Annotated in this window: 25 protein-coding genes and 1 pseudogene; 6 read left to right on the top strand and 20 right to left on the bottom strand. The window is 28.7% G+C overall.

Translation table 11 applies throughout. From position 1 onward, the window contains the following. Positions 1–21: 21 nt before the first annotated feature. The 4 genes from F754_RS0104395 to F754_RS0104410 all read right to left on the bottom strand — a co-directional run bounded on the left by F754_RS0104395 (position 22) and on the right by F754_RS0104410 (position 4,059). On the bottom strand, positions 22–1,203 hold the full coding sequence (locus F754_RS0104395; RefSeq protein ID WP_023648703.1) for an NAD(P)/FAD-dependent oxidoreductase: 1,182 nt from the start codon (positions 1,201–1,203) through the stop codon (positions 22–24). Positions 1,204–1,214: 11 nt separating this feature from the next. Next, the gene (locus tag F754_RS0104400) at positions 1,215–2,810 is read right to left on the bottom strand and encodes a SulP family inorganic anion transporter (protein WP_023648704.1); all 1,596 of its coding nucleotides are present in this window, start codon (positions 2,808–2,810) and stop codon (positions 1,215–1,217) included. Between the two features lie 61 nt (positions 2,811–2,871). Further along, positions 2,872–3,417 (bottom strand): tetratricopeptide repeat protein, encoded by a 546-nt coding sequence (locus F754_RS0104405; RefSeq protein ID WP_023648705.1) that lies wholly within the window; start codon positions 3,415–3,417, stop codon positions 2,872–2,874. A gap of 33 nt (positions 3,418–3,450) precedes the next feature. Beyond that, positions 3,451–4,059, bottom strand: coding sequence for an arylesterase (locus tag F754_RS0104410; protein WP_027303457.1), 609 nt, complete (start codon positions 4,057–4,059; stop codon positions 3,451–3,453). Between F754_RS0104410 and F754_RS0104415 the strand changes: the two genes are divergently transcribed. Both F754_RS0104415 and F754_RS0104420 read left to right on the top strand, forming a co-directional pair. Next, positions 4,058–4,723 (top strand): ABC transporter ATP-binding protein, encoded by a 666-nt coding sequence (locus F754_RS0104415; protein ID WP_023648707.1) that lies wholly within the window; start codon positions 4,058–4,060, stop codon positions 4,721–4,723. The two genes, F754_RS0104410 and F754_RS0104415, sit on opposite strands and share 2 nt — an antisense overlap. Continuing rightward, entirely contained in the window at positions 4,707–7,244 is a 2,538-nt protein-coding gene (locus F754_RS0104420) for an ABC transporter permease (RefSeq protein ID WP_023648708.1), read from the top strand. The genes F754_RS0104415 and F754_RS0104420 overlap by 17 nt, the downstream gene beginning before the upstream one ends. On the opposite strand, the gene F754_RS0104425 is transcribed toward F754_RS0104420, so the two are convergent. Then, on the bottom strand, positions 7,231–7,755 hold the full coding sequence (locus F754_RS0104425) for a hypothetical protein (protein ID WP_023648709.1): 525 nt from the start codon (positions 7,753–7,755) through the stop codon (positions 7,231–7,233). The genes F754_RS0104420 and F754_RS0104425 overlap by 14 nt on opposite strands. A gap of 29 nt (positions 7,756–7,784) precedes the next feature. Continuing rightward, positions 7,785–8,189: a cytochrome c gene (locus F754_RS0104430; RefSeq protein WP_051332840.1), complete on the bottom strand. Its 405-nt coding sequence runs from the start codon at positions 8,187–8,189 to the stop codon at positions 7,785–7,787. 42 nt (positions 8,190–8,231) lie between these two features. Here F754_RS0104430 and F754_RS0104435 point away from each other — a divergent pair. Continuing rightward, positions 8,232–8,774 (top strand): annotated as a pseudogene (locus F754_RS0104435) (cytochrome b). On the opposite strand, the gene F754_RS0104440 reads toward F754_RS0104435, so the two are convergent. Genes F754_RS0104440 through F754_RS0104450 form a run of 3 tightly spaced genes read right to left on the bottom strand, consistent with a single transcriptional unit; the run spans position 8,775 to position 11,167 of the window. Next, a complete protein-coding gene (locus tag F754_RS0104440) occupies positions 8,775–9,485 on the bottom strand; it encodes a class I SAM-dependent methyltransferase (protein ID WP_023648712.1) in 711 nt (236 codons plus the stop codon). A 13-nt stretch (positions 9,486–9,498) separates the two neighbouring features. Beyond that, positions 9,499–10,698, bottom strand: a complete 1,200-nt coding sequence (locus tag F754_RS0104445; RefSeq protein WP_023648713.1) for an MFS transporter — start codon at positions 10,696–10,698, stop codon at positions 9,499–9,501. Between the two features lie 31 nt (positions 10,699–10,729). Then, complete coding sequence (locus F754_RS0104450; protein WP_023648714.1) at positions 10,730–11,167, bottom strand: DUF4396 domain-containing protein; 438 nt, start codon at positions 11,165–11,167, stop codon at positions 10,730–10,732. Between the two features lie 22 nt (positions 11,168–11,189). On the opposite strand from F754_RS0104450, the gene F754_RS0104455 reads away from it, so the two are divergent. Beyond that, positions 11,190–11,873, top strand: a complete 684-nt coding sequence (locus F754_RS0104455; RefSeq protein ID WP_023648715.1) for an MBL fold metallo-hydrolase — start codon at positions 11,190–11,192, stop codon at positions 11,871–11,873. Here the strand turns inward: F754_RS0104455 and F754_RS0104460 are convergent. The 10 genes from F754_RS0104460 to folE form a co-directional block, all read right to left on the bottom strand. Continuing rightward, positions 11,866–12,183, bottom strand: coding sequence for an AzlD domain-containing protein (locus F754_RS0104460; protein WP_023648716.1), 318 nt, complete (start codon positions 12,181–12,183; stop codon positions 11,866–11,868). The genes F754_RS0104455 and F754_RS0104460 overlap by 8 nt on opposite strands. Then, positions 12,180–12,866: an AzlC family ABC transporter permease gene (locus tag F754_RS0104465; protein ID WP_023648717.1), complete on the bottom strand. Its 687-nt coding sequence runs from the start codon at positions 12,864–12,866 to the stop codon at positions 12,180–12,182. Before F754_RS0104465 ends, F754_RS0104460 begins: the two co-directional genes overlap by 4 nt. Before the next feature lie 15 nt (positions 12,867–12,881). After that, complete coding sequence (locus F754_RS0104470) at positions 12,882–13,943, bottom strand: ABC transporter ATP-binding protein (protein ID WP_023648718.1); 1,062 nt, start codon at positions 13,941–13,943, stop codon at positions 12,882–12,884. Then, positions 13,940–15,559 carry an iron ABC transporter permease gene (locus F754_RS0104475; protein ID WP_023648719.1) on the bottom strand — a complete coding sequence of 540 codons (1,620 nt, stop codon included), beginning with the start codon at positions 15,557–15,559 and terminating at the stop codon, positions 13,940–13,942. The genes F754_RS0104470 and F754_RS0104475 overlap by 4 nt, the downstream gene beginning before the upstream one ends. 41 nt (positions 15,560–15,600) lie before the next feature. Beyond that, a complete protein-coding gene (locus F754_RS0104480; RefSeq protein ID WP_027303460.1) occupies positions 15,601–16,143 on the bottom strand; it encodes a peroxiredoxin in 543 nt (180 codons plus the stop codon). A 102-nt stretch (positions 16,144–16,245) separates the two neighbouring features. Continuing rightward, positions 16,246–16,434, bottom strand: coding sequence for a hypothetical protein (locus tag F754_RS0104485; RefSeq protein ID WP_023648721.1), 189 nt, complete (start codon positions 16,432–16,434; stop codon positions 16,246–16,248). 6 nt (positions 16,435–16,440) lie between these two features. Next, positions 16,441–17,460, bottom strand: a complete 1,020-nt coding sequence (locus tag F754_RS0104490; protein ID WP_023648722.1) for a Fe(3+) ABC transporter substrate-binding protein — start codon at positions 17,458–17,460, stop codon at positions 16,441–16,443. Positions 17,461–17,596: 136 nt separating this feature from the next. Then, positions 17,597–18,484: a LysR family transcriptional regulator gene (locus tag F754_RS0104495; RefSeq protein ID WP_023648723.1), complete on the bottom strand. Its 888-nt coding sequence runs from the start codon at positions 18,482–18,484 to the stop codon at positions 17,597–17,599. Beyond that, positions 18,484–19,485, bottom strand: coding sequence for an oxidoreductase (locus F754_RS0104500; RefSeq protein WP_023648724.1), 1,002 nt, complete (start codon positions 19,483–19,485; stop codon positions 18,484–18,486). Before F754_RS0104500 ends, F754_RS0104495 begins: the two co-directional genes overlap by 1 nt. Before the next feature lies 1 nt (position 19,486). After that, positions 19,487–20,104, bottom strand: coding sequence for a GTP cyclohydrolase I FolE (gene folE, locus F754_RS0104505; protein WP_023648725.1), 618 nt, complete (start codon positions 20,102–20,104; stop codon positions 19,487–19,489). Between the two features lie 76 nt (positions 20,105–20,180). Between folE and hisI the strand changes: the two genes are divergently transcribed. Together hisI and F754_RS0104515 are read left to right on the top strand one after the other, a co-directional pair. Next, positions 20,181–20,648, top strand: a complete 468-nt coding sequence (gene hisI, locus F754_RS0104510) for a phosphoribosyl-AMP cyclohydrolase (protein WP_023648726.1) — start codon at positions 20,181–20,183, stop codon at positions 20,646–20,648. Next, positions 20,649–21,023, top strand: coding sequence for a DUF2237 domain-containing protein (locus F754_RS0104515; RefSeq protein WP_023648727.1), 375 nt, complete (start codon positions 20,649–20,651; stop codon positions 21,021–21,023). 1 nt (position 21,024) lies between these two features. Here the strand turns inward: F754_RS0104515 and F754_RS0104520 are convergent, their stop codons facing one another. Further along, entirely contained in the window at positions 21,025–22,644 is a 1,620-nt protein-coding gene (locus F754_RS0104520; protein ID WP_023648728.1) for an electron transfer flavoprotein-ubiquinone oxidoreductase, read from the bottom strand. Positions 22,645–22,665: the final 21 nt, after the last annotated feature.

Consider the following 22,665-nt stretch of genomic DNA (forward strand, 5'->3'; position numbering starts at 1 on the left):
GATTAAGTCGATACGATGGTTTTAGGCATATTGGCCTGCAACATAACCTGAAGACCAAGCCCATTGAAAATTATATCCACCTAAATGTCCAGTTACATCCACAACTTCACCAATAAAAAATAAATTTTTATGTTTATTGGACATCATTGTTTTTGAAGATAATTCTTTAGTATCAACCCCACCTAAAGTGACCTCTGCAGTTCTATACCCTTCTGAACCTGTTGGATTGATTAACCATGAATTTATATTCTCACTTAGCTGTTTTAATATTTTGTTAGATAATTCAGAAATATTTCCATTTACCTTGTTTTCACTACAAATAATTTGAGCTAATCTTTTTGGTAAAATTTCACTTACGATATTTAAGATATCAAATTTTGGATTTAACTTTCTTTTTTCTTCTAATAAATCGTAAACATTTAATTTTGGTGAAAGATTAACTTTAATATTATCACCCTGTTTCCAATAGGATGAAATTTGTAATATGGAAGGACCACTTAAACCACGGTGTGTAAATAACATTCCTTCTTGAAATAAAACTTTGTTAAAAGAAACTATAGCTTCAACTGATAGCCCAGTTAATTCTTTGCATATTTCTAAGATCTTTTCATTAAATGTTAATGGGACTAAAGCAGGTAAAGTGTCAATAATATTATGATCAAATTTTTTAGCAATTTCATAACCAAATGAAGTTGCACCAATTTTTGGTACTGATAATCCACCTGTTGCGATAATTAAAGATTGTGATGAATATTTTTCAGTTTCAGTTGAAACAAGGTATTGATCATTTTCTTTAGAAACATTTTTTATAATAAATTTTTTTATAATAGTTACATTTGCTAATTCACATTCTTTAAGTAGCGTCTCAACAATTTGTTGAGCACTATGATCACAAAACAACTGTCCTAATTTTTTTTCATGAAATTTAATCTCATACTTATTGATTAAATTGATAAAATCATTTTGGGTATATTGACTTAGGGCTGATCTTACAAACTTTGGGTTTTGTGAAAGAAACTTATTAGGATTAGTGTGAATATTAGTAAAATTACATCTACCTCCACCAGAAATTCTAATCTTTTCACCTATCTTTTTATAATGATCAACTAGTAAGACTTTACGACCACGTTTTCCAGCCTCAATGGCACTCATCATACCAGCAGCACCTGCGCCAATAATAATGACGTCAAATTTTGTAGTCATAATTAATAAATTTATTTTCCAAGAATTTTCAACTTAACACCATAGTCAACTGCTAAACTATAATCTGGATCATCATCACTATCGACCACTAGTTGGCCTGTTTTACTTAATAACTTATGACAATCTTTAGTAAGATGTCTTAGTTTAATTTTTTTTCCAAAACTATTATATTTATGAGCAACATCTTCAATAGCTTTTAATGCTGATTGGTCAATTACTCTAGATTTTGCGAAATCAATAATTACTAACTTTGGATCTTGTTTTGGATTAAAAATTTCTAAAAAACTTTTTGCTGAACTGAAAAATAGAGGTCCTTCGATTTCATAAACTTTAGCACCTTTATCTGATTTTGACGGTCTTATCGTAGCTCTAATTCTTGAAGCAGTTTTCCACGCATAAACTAATGCAGAAACAATTACACCTACAATTACAGCTACAGCTAAATCTTCTAAGACAGTTACAACTGTTACAAGCACAGTAACTAATGCATCACTTTTTGGAACCATCATTAAAAACTTGATTGAATTCCAAGCAAAAGTTCCAATCACCACCATAAACATTACCCCTACTAGAGCTGCAATAGGGATCATCTCTATATAATTTGAAGTATATAAAATAAAAATTAATAAAAATATTGCAGCAGTAATACCAGCTAAACGAGTTCTACCACCCGATCTAACATTAATCATTGATTGACCAATCATAGCACAACCACCCATTCCTCCAAAAAAACCAGTTACTGAATTTGCAAATCCTTGGGCCAAACATTCTTGGCTAGCTCCACCTCTTTTATTGGTAATCTCACCTACTAGGTTTAGAGTTAACAAGCTCTCTATTAATCCAATCGAGGCTAAGATAAAAGCATAAGGAAAAATAATTTTTAATGTCTCAAAATTTAATGAAACGTTTGGAATTGAAAAATTAGGTAAACCTCCTTTAATACTCGCTAAATCTCCAACACTTGGAATATTAATTTTAAGAGCAAGAACTAATACTGTTGTTAAAAGTATTGCAACTAAGGTTGATGGAACTGCTTTTGTAAGTTTAGGTAAAAACCATATAACAAACATAGTAAGTAAAACAAAGACGATTGAATAAAGCAGTATATCTCCTGATATCCAAACCGATTGTCCAAGATCATTTATAGTTTTAAATTGACTAAGTTGTGAAATACCAATTACGATTGCAAGTCCATTGACAAACCCTAGCATCACGGGTTCAGGAACCATTCTTATAAATTTTCCAAGTTTAAAAATACCAGCAAACAATTGTAAAACTCCCATTAAAACAACTGTTGCAAATAAATATTCTGCTCCATGTTCGGTTACTAATGAAATCATTACAACTGCAAGAGCTCCTGTTGCACCTGATATCATTCCAGGTCTTCCACCAAATACAGCTGTAATTAATCCAACAATAAATGCAGCATACAAACCAGACAAAGGAGCAACTCCCGCAACAAACGCAAAAGCTATAGCTTCTGGTACCAATGCTAAGGCAACTGTTAATCCTGATAAAATTTCTACTTTAAATAAAGAAAAAGAAACCCCGCCTTTTGGAATATAGTTTTGAGTGTTAAAACTTAGAGATTTAGCAAGTTCCAACATTGCTTTAGATGGAGGTGTAGTTTTTTTCATCTAGTGATTTGATTTTAAACTCTTTAATTAATTAAATTGATTGTCTTTTAATTAACTCTTCAATTTGTTCAATCATTACCTTTGATGATTTCATTGCGGGGTAAATTTCTTGTGCTTTTTGATAGCTTCTTTTTGCTTTATCATAATTCTTAAGCTTTATATTTACCATTCCCTGCCCTGCTAAAGCTCCAAAATGTCTTTCTTCTAATTCCAACACCTTATCAATATCATCCTGAGATTTTTGGAATTCTCCAACCATATAAAGTACTGTTGCTCTCTTATTCCAAGCTTCTGCCCAGTTAGGGTCTAATTCAATTGCTTCAGTAAAAACATCGATTGCTCTATTTAATTGTTGGTCTTGAACTAATCTTGAGCCTTCATCTAAAAGTGATGTCAATTTTTGATCTGTAGGATGGGTGCTCCATAACATCCAGATTTGTTGAGCTATTCTTGATGATAAAGATGGAATATTCTTTTTTAATTCTAGGAATAATTTATCAAGCTCAATATCTCTATCATTCGCACTCACAGTTATTGTTGAAATAAATAAAATAATAATTGAAAGAATCTTTTTCATAAAAAACGATAACAAAAAAATAATATTAAGTCTTTATAGATTTTTTAAGATCGCTTTTTTTAAAGTGTTACCAATGATAATTGTGCCTTGGTCATTTGGATGCATGCCATCACTTAAATTAAATTCAGGTTTTTGAGCTACACCCTCAAGTAGAAATGGAATTAATTGTAACTTATATTTTTTTGATAAATCAGAAAAGATTTTATCAAAAGATTTTTTGTAACCATAACCATAAGAAGTTGGTGCAATCATTCCTGCTATAATCACTTTAATATTCTTATTTTTTGCAATTTTAATTATTTCTTCTAAATTATTTTTTGTCTCATTAGGGTTAATACCTCTGAGCATGTCGTTTGCACCTAGACACAAAATCATTAAATCAATATTAGTTTCTGATAAAGTCCAATCGGCTATATTTAATCCTCCTGCAGAAGTGCTTCCTGAAACACTGCCATTAACAATTTCTATTATATGACCTTCTAACTCTAAGCTCTCTTGCAAAACTACTGATAAATGTTGCTCATTAGGTAATCCGTAACCAGCCATCAAACTATCTCCAAACAATATTACTTTTTCTATTGCACTTACCTTTATGGTGACTAGACAGAGTACAATTATTTTAATAATAAAACTTTTATTCATGAGCATTCTTCTTAAATTAAATAAAGTAAATCTTAAATACCAAACTGGTAAAGATAATATCAGAGTTTTAAAAGATGTTAACTTAACTACCAAGAAAAAAGAGACTATTTCTATTGTTGGTGAAAGTGGATCAGGAAAAACTAGTCTTATAATGTTAATTGGAGGGTTGGAAAAAGCTACCTCTGGAAAAATTTTTTTTCAAAATCATGAAATAACAAAATTAAGTGAAGATAAAGTTTCGGAAATAAGGAGAAAAAATATTGGTATTATTTTTCAGTCATTTTATTTAATCCCTAATTATACGGCAGTTGAAAATGTAGCCTTAACTCTTGAATTGAATAGATTCAAAAATCCTGAAAAAGAGGCAAAACAGTTATTAGATAGATTTGGACTTAGTCATCGATTTAATAATTTACCAAGCCAACTATCAGGTGGAGAACAACAAAGAGTTGCTATAGCTCGAGCCATTGCAATGAAACCAGAGTTAATCTTAGCAGATGAGCCTACTGGAAATTTAGATACTGAAAATTCTGTAATGATTTCTGACATATTGTTTAATTATGTAAAAGAAGAAGGGTCCTCGCTAATTATGGTAACACATGATCCAAAATTAGCTAATAAAGCAAAACGAAAAATTAAAATTAAAGATGGAAAAATTAAATAAACCATCTGAACTAAACTTAATTATTAGGTATGCTTTAAAAGATTTAAGCAGAAATTATAAAAAATTATCTAGTATTGTCGTAACTCTCTTTATTAGTCTTTTTATTTTAAGTGCCATCTTCACAATCGAAGATAGTTTAAAAAAAGAACTAAATGATAATGCTAGATCTCTATTAGGAGGAGATATTGAAATAGATTATAATCGTAATGAAGGAAATCTTGAGCTGGTCAATCAAGTAAAAAAATTTGCAACTATTTCTCAAATGATTGAATTTAGTACAATGGTCTCGACAACAGATAGAAAAAAAAATAAATCTCTTTTTACAAGAATAAAAACTGTTGATATGAAATATCCTTTGTATGGTTCAGTTGATTATGAACCAGCTGGTGCATTCGATAGAATGCATAACGAGCCTAATACTTTGCTGATAAATGAAAGTTTATCCAAAAATTTAAACCTTAAAATTAATGAAAAAATTAAAGTCCAAAATCAAATATTTACAATTATAGGAATTGTAAAATCTGTACCTGATGTTAGTGGATTTGTTGCATTTGGTGATTGGGCACTTGCAGGTGATCAAACATTAGAAATTTTAAAATTAAATGGAATTGGTAGTTTTTTAAATTATGAGTACAAAGTAAAATTTAATGAAAGCGATGATACTAATAAAATAGAAAAAAGAATTGAAAATATATTTAAAGATGATCAAGAAGTTCAGATTAGATATCCTGAAAATTCTGCAAGTGGATTAAAAAGAATTATCAATAATTTTTCCCAGTTTTTATCATTAGTCTCTATTAGTGCTATGCTGATTGCAGGAATTGGAATTGCAAACACTCTTCTCTCTTTTATTAATCAGAATAACATGTCTATTGCGGTTAGAAAAGCAGTTGGATTTTATTCAGGAAACATTAAAACACTCTATTATCTTCAATTATTCATCTTACTTTTAGTGATCACAACTTTAGCTTATGCCTCAAGTTTTTTAATAGTTCCTATTGTAGATCAATATTTATCAGATGGATTGGGGCTTAATGTTTCTCCAGTATTTTCAATAGTAAATTTTATTAAGATATTTTTAGTTGGATTATTAGTTCTCATTATTTTTTCAATTCCAACCATAAGTTCAATCGATCAAGTCAAAGCCTCTAATTTATTTAGGAATGTTTTTCAAAATTTAGAATTTTATTATTCAAAAAAATCTATAGCTCTAAGTCTGATATTATTATCTATTTTGGTATTATTATTTAGCTTTGGATCTGAAAGACCCATTTATAGTCTTGGATATTTTGTGGCATTTTTTATTTGTTTAATTGTATTTTTTTTACTTTCAAAAATAATTATATATTTTTTAAAAAAATTTAAATCTACTTCCAATATATCTTTAAAAGTATCTATTAAAAACATAACACAAACAAAAAGTATTACTCCAATTACAATTATGTCTTTAGGTTTGGGAGTTACTTTGCTTTTAACGCTAGCACTAGTTGGAACTAATTTTCAAAGAGAAATTGCAAAATCTATACCTGATATCGCTCCTGATTATTTTTTTGTAGGTATTCAAAAAGGAGAAAAAGAAATATTTGAAAAAAATATATTGGATATGGATCCTAATGCAAAAATTGAGGTGGTACCGATGGTGTCATCTGGAATTATTAAAATTAATGGAGTAAATCCAAATACTTATATTCAGCCTGATAATGATAGCTATTGGGTTATTGGTAGCGACAGAAGATCATCATGGTCAGATGAAGTTCCAGAAGATAATCCATTGACAGAAGGTGAGTGGTGGGATCTTACCAAGCCTAATCAACTACAAATTTCTTTAGATGCTGAAGTTGCAAAAAATTTAAATATTGAATTAGGTGATGTGTTCACACTTAATATTTATGGTAGAGAAATTAATGGTGAAATAGTTAATTTTAGAGCTGTTGATTATCGTGATCTTAGTATTAATTTTGCAATGTTATTTAATCCTCAATTTGCAAAAAATATTCCTCATGAATATTTGGCTACTGCTAAATTTGAAAAAATTGAAAAATTTGATGAAACTTCAATGCTAGAATTTCTTCCAAGTTTATCTATGATTAAGATTGCAGATTATTTGAATAAAGTAACAGATGTTTTGAATAAAGTGTTTATTGCAGTTACCCTTATCTCAGCAGTTACAATCATCATAGGATTAATTGTAATTTCAAGTGCAATTATGGTTCAAGGAAAAGTGAAAGAATATCAAAATTTAGTATTTAAAATTTTAGGGTTTTCTAAAAAAGAAGTTATTTTATCTTCCTTAATAGAATTTATAATAATCTTTAATTCTGTAATATTGATAGCAACATTTTTTGCTGTAACTGCTTCTAAATTTATTATGGAAAATATTTTTCAATTAGTCTGGGCTTTTGATTTTAAAGTTTTATTAAATCTTGGATTAAGTATTGGATTAGTTACTTTGGCTTTAATAATGATTACAAATTTAAAATACCTAAGTCCTAAAGTTTATCCAATGATTAGGAACCAGTAGATTTTAATATTTCTAAAGGAAGTGGCGCATCAGGATATTTAACAATGCATAATTCCTCATATTTATTACAAAAATCCATTAAAACTTTGTGAACATTATCTTTATTCTTAATATTCAAGCTTTCAATCATTTGATCCCTTTCTTGTTCTAACTCTTTAATCTGATTATTACTTACAAACTCTCCAGTTTCAATTTCCCAAAAAGTATTTTCTAACTCTTTATTACTTAATTCTTTTAGTTTTTTTTGGAGTTCTTTAATTACTTCATCATCTGTTTCTTTATCTCTCATGGGTGAATTAATTAATTTAATCAGACATTTTTCATTTAACCCGTTAATAAAATGATCATAAGGTCTACCTTTGGACAAATCTCTAAAATGATTTGAGTTAAAATAGCTTTCAATTGCTACTTTGGTAGATACTTTTTCCTTACCTTTTATTACTGCTATTTGAACGTAAACTTCTTGATGAATATAATTATCCAAATGTTCTCTAATTTTCAAAGGGATCATTATTTTTATTAATTTAAAATTTTAAAAATTTAATGTTCTACTCGATATTTTGAATGACATGCTTTGCAATTAGCCCACATTAATTGTCCTAACGTACCTCTAATATTATCTGTTTCTTCGATGATTGATGTCAATTTAATCATATCATTTGAGGATTTTTGCATTAAAGAATTAAATTTATCCTTTTCTTCCCATACTAAAGGAGTAACTTCTGTTTTAAATCCCTCTTTAGTGTTGTCAGGAAACATTTCTAGTAAAGCTTTATAATTTTCGCTCATTTGTAGCATTAATTTTTTGGCAGCATCAAAATCACCGCTCGATGAGAGAGATTGAACTTTTTTGGCTGTGTTATAGTTTTTACTAAACAAAGCTTTTCTATTTTTAATTATGTCTTCAGCAGACAGTTCAGAGTTTGCGTGGGTAGAAATAAGCATTGAAATTAGTAAAAACAAACTAATACCAATATTCTTTACAATATGTTTAATTAAACTATGCACGTTAAGAATACTTTAACAGAATATGGTTTAATTTCAAAATTGTTGCATTGGATAAGTGCAATATTGCTTTTTATACAAATTCCACTTGGATTTTATTTGGTAGATTTAGATTTTGGACCTGAAAGACTAACCGTAGAAGATATTCATGTAACAGTGGGTTTATCTATATTTTACTTAGTGATTTTAAGGTTGCTCTATAAAATTTTTAACCCAACACCAAAGTTAGAACCAAGTGTTTTTAAAGGTCAAAAATTTTTAGCAAAGTTAAATCATATAATGCTGTATGTGACAATTCTATCAATCACAATATCAGGAATTTTTAAAAAATTATTAAATGGTGAAACACTAATAATCATTTTTAAAAAAATTAAGATTCAAGATAATTTTGAATTAGGGGAACTATTTTATGATATTCATGTTTACTCTAATTATTTGTTAATAGCTCTAATTGTGATTCATTTGATGGCTGTAGTTGTTCACAAATTATTTTTTAACGATAATTTGTTAAAAAAAATACTTTAATTATTTCTTTATAATAAAACAAATTAATCTGTCTTTAAATTTAAAGAATTTTCCATAATCATTTTTAATTTCAATAATCCCATTTTGTATTTGTTTATTAGAAATACTAAGTAAAGTAGAAATATATCTATTTCTAATCATTTGAAGATATTTTGTTTTTAGAATTCTTACCTCATAAACAAATCTTTTAATAATTATTTTAGATTGATTTTTTAAGATTAAATCAAATAGTTTCTCGTCTTTATTCAAAGAAAAAGTCAATTTTTTTTTCATTAATGAAAATGTTGGTATTTCATTTTTATTTGGATCTAAACTTAAGATAATAATTTTTCCATTTGGATTAAGTTTATTTTTACAAAGTGATAATAACTTAATTACTTGTTTTTTTTTAAATAAATGAATTGTTTGCTTTATTAAAATTAAATCAAAAGTGATTTTAGTTTTTGAAATAAAAGACAGTGCATCAATTTTTTTAAAAATCATTTTTTTACTTTTATCTTTATGATTTTCTATATCTAGACCAATAGGTTTGTTGGATAATCTTAATTTACTCGATAAATTTCCTAAAATTTTTCCTCTTCCACAGCCTATATCTAAAATTCTAGAATTTTTATTCAACTTTACTTGTTTTAATATAAATTGATTGAAGGAATTAATGTATTTTTGTGATGATAACCAAGTATTATTATCCCAATTTTTTAAAGGCTTCATATAAGTTTTAAAATTATGAATAAGTCTTTTTAGATTTAGATGTTAAATTTTTTTTATACAAATCAGCTCTAATCGAAATTAATATAATCAATAAAACTAAAGGAATGCATGCTAAATTAATTTCATTCCAGCTAAATTTTAAAATTGAATAACCTGCTATAAGACTAGCAATAGATTGTATTGAAAAAACTAAAACATCATTAAAACCTTGTACTTTAAATTTCTCACTTTCTTTATAACAAAGTACCAATAAACTTGTTCCTCCAATGAATAAAAAATTCCATCCAATACCTAGCAACACTAGTGATATTAAATAATTTATAAATATTTGATCATAAAAACTTAATAAAATGCAAATTAAATAAATTAAAGCTCCAGAATATATAATTTTGGAGTGTCCATATTTTTTAATTAATGATCCTGTAATCAATGATGGTAAAAACATACCGATTATATGTGATTGAATAACTATACTAGTTGAACCTAATGTAAATCCATGCATTTTGTACATACTGATTGGGGTAGCTGTCATTATGAATGACATTATTGAGTATGCAAATGCAGCAGTAACTATAGCTTGTAGAATAATCGGGTTTTGTATTAACTCAAAGTATGATCTTTGATTACCATTTATTTTTTCTTTGGGTTTTGGATTCTCATCTGTTCTATAAAAAAATAATAAAAAAACTGGTATAATAGTTAGTACTGATAAAGAAATATAAGATCCAGTATAAAGATGATCTACAATTATATCTTTTGTAAAGTTTGCAACATTAGGACCAATTAAAGCAGAAATAATTGTTGCAAGTAACAATATAGAAATTGCTCTTGAACTATCATTTTTTTTAACTGTTTCTGCTGCAGCAAATCTATATTGATGTGTAAATGCAATCCCAGTGCCAATTACAAAACATGAAATACAAAATAAGATAAAATTTTCGGTATAAATTGAATAAGCTCCAAGCAACGAGGCTAAACTCGAATATGTTGATGAAAACATAAATCCTTTTTTTCTTCCAATTTTACTCATTATCTTAGCCGCAAAAAATGAGAATACTGCAGTACCTACTATTGATAAGGATGTTGGAAGTGTTGCCAAAGATGCAATTGGTGAAATTTTTAATCCTACAATTCCACTTATAAAAACTGTAATTGGAGGTGCCGTAAAAGAGAAAACTTGGCAAATAGTAAGAATAATTAAATTTTTATTGATCACTTTATTCTTTAATAATTATTTTAGATTGTTAATGACAAACAATTCCGAATTTTTTCAAACGCCAATAATTATAAGGCCAAGGTGTTAAAAAACCTACTATTAACATAATTGGTACTACCCACCAAGTAATCATTGCTCCACCTGTCAATAGGTAGTCTGTTAAATTCATCGCAACTTCCATACTAACCATTGAAATAAAACTCATGCCCATTGCTGTTTTTAAAGCATTTTGAAATTTAAAATCTTGTTTCATTAAAATAATTGTCTCTAAAGTTATACTTGTAATTAAGCCATTAATGATTGCTAAAGTCATTATGCCAAGAATTGGTAAGGGAATTTTGGATAATTGAAAAAAAAGGATAGTTCCAAAGTCACCTATAGAACAACCTATAACACACCATAAAGTATTTTTTGCACTTACTTTCCAAGTGTGTTTGCAAGACCAATCAAATGTAGAGGTGTTCATAATAATTTGATATTAATATTATATGATTTTTAAACAAGTATTTGACAAAAAAACCTCTACTTATACTTATTTAATTGCTTCGGCAAAAGGTCGCGAAGCTTTAATAATTGATCCAGTTTTAGAAAATGTAGACGAATATATTCAACTTTTAAAAGAACTTGATCTTAAACTTGTAAAAGTCATTGATACTCATATTCATGCAGATCATGTTACTGGTGCAACAAAGTTAAAACAAGCCACAAACTGTACAACTCTCATGGGAGAACATACACCTGCTGATGCGGTTGAAATTAAAGTAAAAGATAATGAATTAATTAATATTGATAGCTTAAAAATTAAATCATTATATACACCTGGACATACCTCAGATAGTTATAGTTTTTTGTTAGATAATTATCTTTTTTCAGGGGATACACTTCTGATAAATGGAACTGGTAGAACAGATTTTCAAAATGGTAGTTCTAAAGATGCTTACAACTCTTTATTCAATAATATTTTGAAATTACCAGAGGAAACATTGGTTTATCCTGGTCACGATTATAATGGTAAGTTTTCAAGTACAATTGGTAATGAAAAAAAATTCAATCCAAGACTCCAAGTAAAAAGTGTTGATGAGTATGTTGAAATTATGTCTAATCTCAATTTATCTAAACCAGAAATGATGGACAATAATATTAGTAAAAACATTCAATTAGGTGCTAACTAAATACTACAAATATTAAAAACCAATAAGAAATCAATCCAGATATAATAGTTGCAATAATATTTTTTGAAAAATACCCAACAATAACTGCTATTATAGCTCCAAATATTTTAGGATCATTCATTTCTACAAATGCTCCATAATCATTAATGAAGATTGCTGGGAATATAATTGCTGGAAATACTGCTGAAGGGACATATTCTAATACAGCTTTAACTTTATCTCCAAGCATGTCTCTATCAATTAATACAATCATAGTCATTCTCATAAAATAAGTTAATATTCCTGCAATAATAATTGTAAACCAAGTCATTTTTTTAACCTCAATAATAATGAAGCTACAAATAAAGCGATAAATGGTGAAATTAATATATAAGACTTAAAAGGAGCGTCAAAAAATAACAATGAACTTAAACCGCAAGTAATCATAACTATTAAATGATCAATTTTTTTTAAATCTTGAACAACAATTGCTATAAAAGTAAGTGGTATTGTAAATTTTAAACCAAGTTCTTCGGGAACGAATGATCCTAAAATAATACCTGAAAGGGTTGCAATTTGCCAGCAAACCCACATTGTACAACCTGTACCAATCAAATGGTAATGTAAGTGTTGCTCATTTTTATTTTTTTTAAAAAATTTATTAGATTCTGCAAATCCTTGATCTACAACGAAATAGGAAATTAATAACTTTTTAATTAATGATAACTTTTCAAGATATTCAGATAAAACTGCACCATATAATAAGTGTCTTGAATTAATAATTCCAACAGATGTAACAGCAACTAAACTTGAGGCACCACCTGAAAGTACCTGTAAAAATACAATTTGTGAAGCACCTCCAAATATGATGAAGGACATTGCATAGACTAAATAAGGATTAAAACCGAGATCAACACCAATTGCTCCACAAATAATTCCGAATGGAATTACTGATATCATATGTGGAGAAATATCCAGCATCCCTCTGGTAAATAATTGTTTTTTTGAGAGCATTTATTTATTTATTTATTAAAAACAAACTATGTGATCAATATTAATTGGTCTCTTTATTCCAAATTTTTCTTCAACTTCATGTTGATGAACATGGTGAGAATGAACAAATACAGGTATTAGTAAATCACTTCCAGTCTTAAGAGTATAAATAAAATTTGTACCTCTAAATTTTCTATCAACTACCTCAAGTTTAAGATTACTTTTATCATCATGCTCTAAATCCTCAGGTTGTAGTAAAAGTTGGACATTGGATCCCTTTGGATAATGTTTTGTAAAATTCCCTTTAATCGTACCTAAATCTTTATTTTCTAAACTGTTTTCACCGGTAACCTTTGCAGGAATTAAAATTCCTCTATTCAAAAAATTTACAACTTCTACAGAATTTGGAAAATGGTAAACATTATAAGGATCATCAAATTGCTTTATTTGACTATCTAATATAATTGCACATTTATGACCAAGATAGAAAGCTTCATAAGAGTCATGTGTTACAATTATTGTTGTAATTTTTAATTTATTTAATATTTTTTTTAATCTTACTTGAATTTCCTCTTTAAAACTTTGATCAACATTTGACAAAGGCTCATCTAACAAAAGTAAATTAGGTTGAGTTAATAATGATCTAGCAAGTGATGCTCTTTGTGCTTCTCCCGCACTAATTTCATGGGGATATTTTTTTAAAATTTTTGATATATCAAGTAGTTTTATAATTTCTTTAAAACTTAATTTATTTTTTTTCTTTTCTTTATTTCTTTCAGAGCCAATAAGAATATTTTTTTCAACTGTATAATGGGGAAATAAACTATTATCTTGAAAGGCTAAAGACACGTTACGATCCTCTGGCTCGATATTTTTTTCTTTTGAGGATAATAATTTATTATTTAAATGAATTGTGCCTTTTTCAATTTTTTCTAAACCAGCTATTGTTCTAAGAATTGTTGTTTTTCCAATACCCGATGGACCTAATATACATAAGGTTTCACCTTCATTTTCAATTGAAAAAGAGGCATCTTTAACTTTCGTTTTTCCACCTATTCTAAAATCAACGTTTTTAATTTCTAAATAATTATTTTTCATTTTTCTTTTAAAATATATTTAGATGTAAACATAATAAATAGTGTTGCAATTAAAATTAAAAATAAAGATGGTACTGCTGCTACCTCCAATAAATCCTCAGATGCAGAAAGATAAGCTGTTGTAGCAAATGTTTCAAAATTAAAGGGTCTTAATATTAGAGTAATTGGCAGCTCTCTTATAATTTCTAACGAAATCAATATAGAAACAAACATAAGTGAATTTCTTAAAAAAGGTATGTGAATATTCATAAAAGTTTTTTTTTTTGAGTAACCTAACAAATAAGAACTTTCATCAACTGAAATATTTATTTTTTCATAACCTGACTTAATTCCATTAAACGCTAAAGAATAAAACCTGACAAAATAAACTAAAACTAGTCCAAGGACAGAACCTATAAAAATTTTTTTAATAGACAAAAAACCTAAACTTTTAACAACATTTTCATCAAACCATGCAACGAATGTAATAAAAGCTACTGCTAAAATAACTCCAGGTATAGCATAACCTGAGATAGATAGGGTTGATAAAAAATTTAAAAATTTATTTTTAGAAACTCTATTACCGTAATTAGAGATAAGAGAAAAAATAATTAATACAAAACTGGATAAAGTTACTAAGTAAATTGTATTTAGTGTAAGTGTGATTGCATCTATATCAAAAAAGTTTTCTGGAAATTTTATTGTCCAATATAACATTTGACTTAATGGAAATAAAAAACTTAGAAAAAAAATAATAAAACAAAACATGAATGCAAAAAAGGATCTTTTTCCGGAAAGTTTTGTTTTTTCTTTTTGTTTAAATCCACCTTTGGTATTCAGATGGTATTTAGCTTTTTTTCTAGATAAATTTTCAAGTATAAATAATCCAAATATAAATAATAATAGAAAAAAAGATAATTGATTTGAAAAAGCTAAATCATCAAATGCTATCCATGAATTATAAATTCCTGTTGATAATGTATTTATAGAAAAAAAATCAACAGCACCAAACTCAGCTAAAGTTTCCATAGCTACAAGTGATAATCCAGCAACTATGGCAGGTCGTGCTGAAGGTAAAATTAATGAATATAGGGATTTAAATTTTGAAAAACCAAGAGTTTTACCTAAATCAATTAAGTTCTGTGATTGATATAAAAACGATGCTCTTGAAAGAATATAAACATAGGCAAACAAAGAAAAAGATAGTGAAAGAATTGCACCAAGTAAATCATCAAACTTTGGAATATTTTTATTATAATTCCCTTCACCAAATAAATTTGTTAAAATCGTAAATGCTGTTCCATAATTTTCAAAAAAAGCTGTTAATGAGTATGCATAAATATAAGGAGGAACTGCAAATGAAAGAATTAATGCCCATTTAAAAAAATTGCTAAATGGAAAGGTGTAAAATGAAACTAAATAAGCACAGGTAGTGCCTATCAAAAAAGTTAAAACTAAAACACAAACTAATAATATAAAAGAGTTAATAATATACTCTAATAAAAAAGTATTTTTTAAAATTTGATAATAATTAGAAGTATCTTCAAAAAAACTTAAAGAAACAGTAATAATTGGTATTAATACACCTATAGAAATAATTAAAGATGATACGAACCAAATATTTAAATTCTTAAACATAAATTGGTTTTATAATATAAATTTATTTATTTAGTATAAATTTACTTTGTTTCAGAAAGATAAATAATTGAGTTTTCTGGTGTAGTCTCAATATAAGGATCATCATCAGATCCAGAATTATTAATACCTGGTTCTTGCCACCATTTTTCAACTATTCCATCGTTAACAATAGCCATATATCGCCAACTTCTTTGACCAAAACCATCATGATCCTTAGAAATTAACATACCCATATATTTAGTAAAAAGACCTGATCCATCGGGTATTACTTTTACATTGGAAATATTCATTTTTTTTGCCCAAGCATTCATCACATAGGAGTCATTTACAGAACAACAATATATGTCATCAATACCTAGATCTTTAAATTTAGCAGCATTTTTTTCAAACCCTGGTAATTGTTGTGATGAACAAGTTGGAGTAAACGCACCAGGTAGACTAAACAGAATTACTCTTTTTCCTTTAAAAAACTCATCTGAAGATTTATCAATCCACTTACCACCGATCGCACAAATTGCTTCATCATCAGAAGTATCTCCTTCTCTTACTCTAAATATTACTTTTGGTATTTTAAATCCTTTGATCATAATAAATTCATTATTTTTTTGTGCCCAAAACTAATTATTAGGAAAGGGTAAAGATCCTAGGAGAAAGATTTGAGCACAATCATTAAAAAGAAAAATATATCAATATTTAAACGGGGTAAGGATATTTAAAACCTCTTCATCATTTATATCTGATAATTTTCTATTATTTATTTTACTATTCATTTTTTCACACTCTGATGAGCATGGTTCACATGTTATCTGACCCTCAAGTGAACCACTCTCATTAGAAGAATTACTTAAATTAAAGTTAAATAAATTCTTTTTCACTATTAATTACTTCCAATTAGCTGCTAGCATACACTCTAATGCTTTTGCTTGATTTTTTCCGTAATTAACAACTTTAGTTTTTAAATCTTGATTATATCCAAGACCCATTTGTTTAACCAAATCATGAGGCTCAACACCGTCAATCATTGGGTATTCAAATGTATTATTAACTATATGACTCTGTGCTTCTTTAGTTAATAAAAACTCAAGTAATTTTTTTGCATTATCTGCATTAGGTGCAGTTTTTAAAATTCCACCACCACTAATGTTCATATGAGTACCTCTATCACCTTGATTTGGAAAGAAAGGTAAAACTTTTTTTGCTGCAGCTTGCTGTTCAGCACCTTTTTTTCCAGATAACATCAAAGCATAATAGTAAGTATTGGCTACTGCTAAATCAGCTTCACCTGCAGCTACAGCTAAAATTTGAGCTCTATCATTTCCTTTTGAGTCTCTAGCCATATTAGCAACAACACCTTTTGCCCAAGAGCAGGTTTCTGCTTTACCAACATTTTTAACTAATGATGCAACAAGTGATTGATTATAAATATTATTAGATTTTCTTATAACAACTCTACCTTTCCATTTTGGATCAGCAAGACCTTCATAAGTCATACCATTAAGTTCATTTGCATTAACTCTTTCTGGAGAGTAATACATAATTCTTGCTCTCTTAGCTATTCCTGTCCAGTTAGTAGATCTAAAGTTTTTTGGAACAGCAGCCTTAATTGCTGGTGTCATTGAATTTTGAAACATACCTTTTGCATCAAATGCACCTAATCTTCCAGCGTCAGCTGTGATATAGATATCAGCTTTAGAAGCTGATCCCTCTTCAGTAATTCTTTTCTGAAGGGCTTTATCTTTTCCAGATACAATGTTTACTTTAATGCCAGTTTTTGCAGTAAATTTTTCATACAATTGAGTATCTGAATCATAGTGTCTTGCACTAAATACATTTACCTCTGCTGCAAAAGCAATATTTGCAAAAAAGGCAAATATAATTGAAATTATTCCTATATTTTTCATTTTTTTCCTTGATTTTATTTGTTATTTTGCGAATGAGAATTATTCTCAATGCGAATGATTATCAATCGCATATATTGTCGCAGTTGTAAAGCTTTTTTTAAATAAATTTGATTTTTAAAAATTTATCTGGAAACAACTATTTCCAGTCACCTATTTTACTAAACAAGAAATTTCTAAAAGCTTGAACTCTTGCGGTATTTTTTAATGATTGAGGATAAACAAAATGAGCTTCTGTAATAGGTCCTTCAGACTTAGGTAAAACTTTAATTAAGTTAGCTGAATTAGAAACTAAATATTCTGGCAAAGCAGCTAAGCCTACTCCAGATTCTACTGCTAAAAGTAATCCCATAACACTATTTACTTTCATAACTGTTTTTCTTTTTTTGCCATCATGCATTCCAAGTTTTAAAGCCCAATCAGGATTATAAACTGGAGAAGGAGCACCTTTTCCAAAAGAAATAAACTTATGTTTATTTAAATCAGCAATAGTTTTTGGCATTCCAAATTTTTCTAAATATTTATTAGATCCATAAACATAATATTTGATATCAACTAATTTTTTTTGAATGTAATTCAATTGTTTTGGTCTTCTCATAAAAATACCAATATCAGCCTGACGCGTGCTTAAGTCTAGTTCTTTATCATCAAAAACCAATTCAATTTCAATTTCTGGATTTAATCTCATAAACTCTTGGATTCTAGGTGTTAGCCAGTGAGTTCCAAAACTTCTAACAGTTGTTATTGTTAATTTTCCTGTTGGTTTATTTTTTTGATCTCCAAGAGAAGTTTCAACTTCTTTAAGTTTACTAATTACTTCATGTGCAGTTTTAAAAACATACTCTCCATTTTCTGTAAGAGTTAATCCTCTTGCATGTCTTTCAAAAAGTTGAACTTTTAAATCTTGTTCTAATGCTTGAATTTGTCGGCTGATTGCAGACTGACTTAGATTTAAGTTTACTGTTGCGTTGGTAAAACTTCCTGCTTCAGCTACAGCATGAAATATCTTTAATTTATCCCAATCCATTATTTGTTTAAATCAACTATAACTCTACCAGAAATCTCACCTTTTAAAATTTTTGGATATGTTTCAATTAATTCCTCTAAGCTAACTGTTACAATTGATTTTTCAAGTAAATCAAAATCAATTAATTTTGATGCCTCTGACCATATAAACTCTCTTCTTTTAATACTACAATTTGCAGAGTCCATTCCCCAAAGTTTAATTCCTCTTAACATAAATGGTATCACGCTTGTATTTAGCTCATTATTATTTGCATTTCCGCATACTGCAATAATTCCATTTGGTTTTGTTTGAACTATTGAGTTAGCTAAAATTTTTCCACCCACAGTGTCTACTACACCATCCCATAAACCTTTATCAATTAATCTTGGGTCCTTGTCAAATTCAGACCTATTTACAACATTTTTAGCACCTAGTGATTTTAAATAATCTTCTTTAGAATCTTTTCCTGTAACAGCAGTAACATTGTAACCTAGTTTTGTTAAAGCCATTACCGCTACACTACCTACACCACCTGTAGCACCAGTGACCAGTACATCATTAACTTTTTCCCCTAACAAAATACTTTCTCTTGCTTGAATTGCAAAAGCACTCATTAAAGAAGTAAATCCAGCTGTACCCAAAATCATTACTTGTCTACTTGTTAAATCTTTAGGTTTCTTTACTAAAAAATCTGCATTAACTTTTGCTATTTGCGAATATCCACCAAAGAATACCTCTCCTACTCTAAAGCCTGTTAAAATAACTTCATCACCTTCTGTAAATTTTGAGTTTTCACTTTCTAAAACAGTACCTGAAAAATCTATTCCTGGAATATGAGGAAATTCTTTAACTAATCTTCCACCATTCTTTAGAATCATTCCATCTTTAAAATTAAGATCTGAATAATCTACTTTAATAGTTACATCACCATGTTTTAAAAAGCTTTTATCAATTGATTTTACTTCTCTAGTAAAATTATCACCTTCTTGATTGATGATTAATGCTTTGAATTGATCTGACACTTTAATCTTTTGTGATACTGATAAATCTTAAATATCTATTTTGATAACTTAGATCTTCTTTAAATTGACCTAAGTAGTAATTTGTAACAGTTGACGCTTGTTCTTTTTTAATACCTCTCATAGTCATACATTGATGGGTTGAGTCAATCGTTACAGCTACACCTTTTGCATCTAACGATTCCATTAAAGTTTTAGCAACCTGCATAGTAAGTCTTTCCTGAGTTTGTAATCTTTTTGAAAATACTTCAACAACTCTAGCAAGCTTACTTAAACCAACAACTCTTTCGTTTGGAATGTATGCAACATGAGCTTTACCAATAATTGGAGCCATGTGGTGCTCACAATGACTTTGGATAGAAATATTTTTCTGTATCACCATATCATCATAACCATCTACATCACCAAAAGTTTTGTCTAAAATTTTACTCGGATCAACTTTATAGCCTGAAAAATATTCTTTATATGCCTTCATTACTCTCTTTGGAGTTTCTAATAATCCTTCTCTACTAGGATCTTCGCCTAACCATGTTAAAATTGTTTTAAATGCTGCTTCTGCTTCTTTGTCAGAAACTGTATTCGCATCTAATATTTTACTTTCTGTGTCTTTAACTAATTTCATAGCGCCTTTTTATACAGTAATTACTTAATTTTAAAATATTTAATATATCGAGATTTATGCTAAATAATCAATCCATATGTTCAAAAAGAGAGAAAATGTCCTAGAAATAGAAGAGGGAAATCTTCTATCACCTAAATTTGATAATGATGGTCTAATACCTGTAATTACAATGTGTTCTAAAACAAAGGATGTGTTAATGCATGGATATATGAATGTCGAAGCTCTAAAAAAAACTATAGAGACTAAAGAAGCTCATTATTTTAGTAGATCTAGAAAAGCTATTTGGCACAAAGGTAAAACAAGTGGATTTACACAAAAAGTAACTGAACTAAGAATTGATGATGATCAAGATTCGGTTTGGATGACTGTTGATATTGGAGACGGTTCAAGTTGTCATGTGGGTTACAGATCTTGTTTTTACAGATCAATTCCAATGGGACCAATAGATAATGGTCGAGAAATTAAGATGAAGTTTGAAGAAAAAGAAAAATCTTTTGATCCAGAAGAAGTTTATAAAGGTCAGCCTAATCCAACAAAAATTTAAATGAGTGATAAACAAAAAAATGTTCTAGGCGAAGATCTAGAAGAGTGCTCAAATAATCCTTTAACAGGTTGGTATCGTGATGGTTGCTGTAATACAGATGAAAATGATCATGGCATTCATACTGTCTGTGCAAAAGTTACAACTGAATTTTTAGAATGGTTAAAAGTTGCAGGGAATGATTTAATCACACCTCACCCTGAATTTGGGTTTCCTGGATTAAAAGATGGAGATGGATGGTGTGTTTGTGCCAGCTGGTATGCTAAAGCAGTTGAAGCAGGTAAAGGATGTCCAATTTTTTTAAAGAGAACTCATAAAAACACTTTAAAACATGTGCCTATTGAAACATTAAAAAAGTTTGCAATAGATTTGTCTTAAACTACATATTTCCATATTTAGGTCCACCACTACCTTCTGGGGTAACCCAAGTAATATTTTGAGACGGCTCTTTAATATCACAAGTTTTGCAGTGAATACAATTTTGAGAATTAATCACAAATTTGTTTACATCATTTTCTTTTTGAACTTCATAAACACCAGCAGGACAATATCTTTGAGCAGGTTCGTCATATTTTTCCAAAGTATAACTAATAGGTAAATTAGGATCTTTAAGTTTCAAGTGAACAGGTTGATTTTCAGCATGATTTGTGCCTGTTAGATAAACTGAGCTTGTTTTATCAAAGGTAATAACATTATCATATTTTGGATAATCTATTTTAGACATCTCGTTTGCTGGTTTTAAAGTTTCATGATCAGCATGCTTGTGTTTTAGAGTAAAAGGTAATTTTCCTTTAAATAAAATTTGGTCAATTCCTGTAAATATTATTCCAAGTATTAAACCCCAACTAAAACTAGGTTTTACATTACGAGCTGCATGAAGTTCTTCATAAACCCAACTTTTTTTAAATTTTTCTTCATAAATTGATAAATTTTTATTCTCTTTAATGTTTTCAATTATTGTCTCCGCAGCAATCATTCCACTTTTCATTGCAGTATGAGAACCCTTTATTTTTGGCATATTTAATGTTCCAGCATCACAACCAACTAGTAATGCTCCCGGCATAAACATTTGAGGCAAACTTTGAATCCCACCTTCAATTAATGCACGCGCACCATAAGAAATTCTCTTCCCACCTTCTATTATTTTTTTGATTGAAGGATGTGTTTTAAACCTTTGAAATTCATCATATGGAGAAAGATAAGGGTTTTTATAATCTAAACCTATTACATACCCTAAAAATACTTGTTTATTTTCTGCATGATACATGAAGCTCCCACCATAGGTATTATTATCTAGTGGCCATCCAGCAGTATGCATCACCATTCCTTCATCATGGTTTTTATCATCTATTTCCCATATTTCTTTAAAACCAATTCCATACTGTTGAGGATCTTTGTCTTTTGAAAGATTAAATTTTTCAATTAATTGTTTTCCTAGGTGACCTCTACATCCTTCTGCAAAAACAGTAACTTTACCTAATAATTCTATACCTGGTTCATAACTATCTTTTTGATTTCCCTCTTTATCAATACCCATATCTTGAGTTGCAACACCTTTAACTGAGCCATCTTCATTATATAAAATTTCACTCGCAGGAAACCCTGGAAAAATTTCAACACCTAAAGCTTCAGCTTGTTCTGCAAGCCACCTACACAAATTTGCTAAACTAATAATATAATTGTTATGATTTTGTTGGACTTTGGGAAGTAACCATGTTGGCCAACTAATTGATTTAGTTTTACCTAAAAATAAAAATCTTTCTTTTGAAACTTTAGTTTTAATTGGTGAGTTTAGCTCTTTCCAATTTGGTAATAGCTCATCTAAAGCTCTAGTTTCAAAAACATTTCCACTAAGAATATGAGCACCTATTTCTGATGCTTTTTCTAACAAGCAAACGTTTAAATTTGGGTCAAGTTGTTTAAGTTTGATTGCTGTAGATAATCCAGAGGGCCCTCCTCCAATTATAACAACGTCATACTCCATCGACTCTCTACCCATGTGATATTTTTATCTTTAAGA

Source organism: Candidatus Pelagibacter ubique HTCC8051 (assembly GCF_000472605.1).
Taxonomy (GTDB): Bacteria; Pseudomonadota; Alphaproteobacteria; order Pelagibacterales; family Pelagibacteraceae; genus Pelagibacter; species Pelagibacter communis_B.

Coding starts and splice junctions, on each gene's coding strand:
- F754_RS0104395 (WP_023648703.1), bottom strand. CDS start 1,203: ATGACTACAAAATTTGACGTCATTATTATTGGCGCAGGTGCTGCTGGT.
- F754_RS0104400 (WP_023648704.1), bottom strand. CDS start 2,810: ATGTTGGAACTTGCTAAATCTCTAAGTTTTAACACTCAAAACTATATT.
- F754_RS0104405 (WP_023648705.1), bottom strand. CDS start 3,417: ATGAAAAAGATTCTTTCAATTATTATTTTATTTATTTCAACAATAACT.
- F754_RS0104415 (WP_023648707.1), top strand. CDS start 4,058: ATGAGCATTCTTCTTAAATTAAATAAAGTAAATCTTAAATACCAAACT.
- F754_RS0104410 (WP_027303457.1), bottom strand. CDS start 4,059: ATGAATAAAAGTTTTATTATTAAAATAATTGTACTCTGTCTAGTCACC.
- F754_RS0104420 (WP_023648708.1), top strand. CDS start 4,707: ATGGAAAAATTAAATAAACCATCTGAACTAAACTTAATTATTAGGTAT.
- F754_RS0104425 (WP_023648709.1), bottom strand. CDS start 7,755: ATGATCCCTTTGAAAATTAGAGAACATTTGGATAATTATATTCATCAA.
- F754_RS0104430 (WP_051332840.1), bottom strand. CDS start 8,189: ATGCTTATTTCTACCCACGCAAACTCTGAACTGTCTGCTGAAGACATA.
- F754_RS0104440 (WP_023648712.1), bottom strand. CDS start 9,485: ATGAAGCCTTTAAAAAATTGGGATAATAATACTTGGTTATCATCACAA.
- F754_RS0104450 (WP_023648714.1), bottom strand. CDS start 11,167: ATGAACACCTCTACATTTGATTGGTCTTGCAAACACACTTGGAAAGTA.
- F754_RS0104455 (WP_023648715.1), top strand. CDS start 11,190: ATGATTTTTAAACAAGTATTTGACAAAAAAACCTCTACTTATACTTAT.
- F754_RS0104460 (WP_023648716.1), bottom strand. CDS start 12,183: ATGACTTGGTTTACAATTATTATTGCAGGAATATTAACTTATTTTATG.
- F754_RS0104465 (WP_023648717.1), bottom strand. CDS start 12,866: ATGCTCTCAAAAAAACAATTATTTACCAGAGGGATGCTGGATATTTCT.
- F754_RS0104470 (WP_023648718.1), bottom strand. CDS start 13,943: ATGAAAAATAATTATTTAGAAATTAAAAACGTTGATTTTAGAATAGGT.
- F754_RS0104475 (WP_023648719.1), bottom strand. CDS start 15,559: ATGTTTAAGAATTTAAATATTTGGTTCGTATCATCTTTAATTATTTCT.
- F754_RS0104490 (WP_023648722.1), bottom strand. CDS start 17,460: ATGAAAAATATAGGAATAATTTCAATTATATTTGCCTTTTTTGCAAAT.
- F754_RS0104495 (WP_023648723.1), bottom strand. CDS start 18,484: ATGGATTGGGATAAATTAAAGATATTTCATGCTGTAGCTGAAGCAGGA.
- folE (WP_023648725.1), bottom strand. CDS start 20,104: ATGAAATTAGTTAAAGACACAGAAAGTAAAATATTAGATGCGAATACA.
- hisI (WP_023648726.1), top strand. CDS start 20,181: ATGTTCAAAAAGAGAGAAAATGTCCTAGAAATAGAAGAGGGAAATCTT.
- F754_RS0104515 (WP_023648727.1), top strand. CDS start 20,649: ATGAGTGATAAACAAAAAAATGTTCTAGGCGAAGATCTAGAAGAGTGC.
- F754_RS0104520 (WP_023648728.1), bottom strand. CDS start 22,644: ATGGGTAGAGAGTCGATGGAGTATGACGTTGTTATAATTGGAGGAGGG.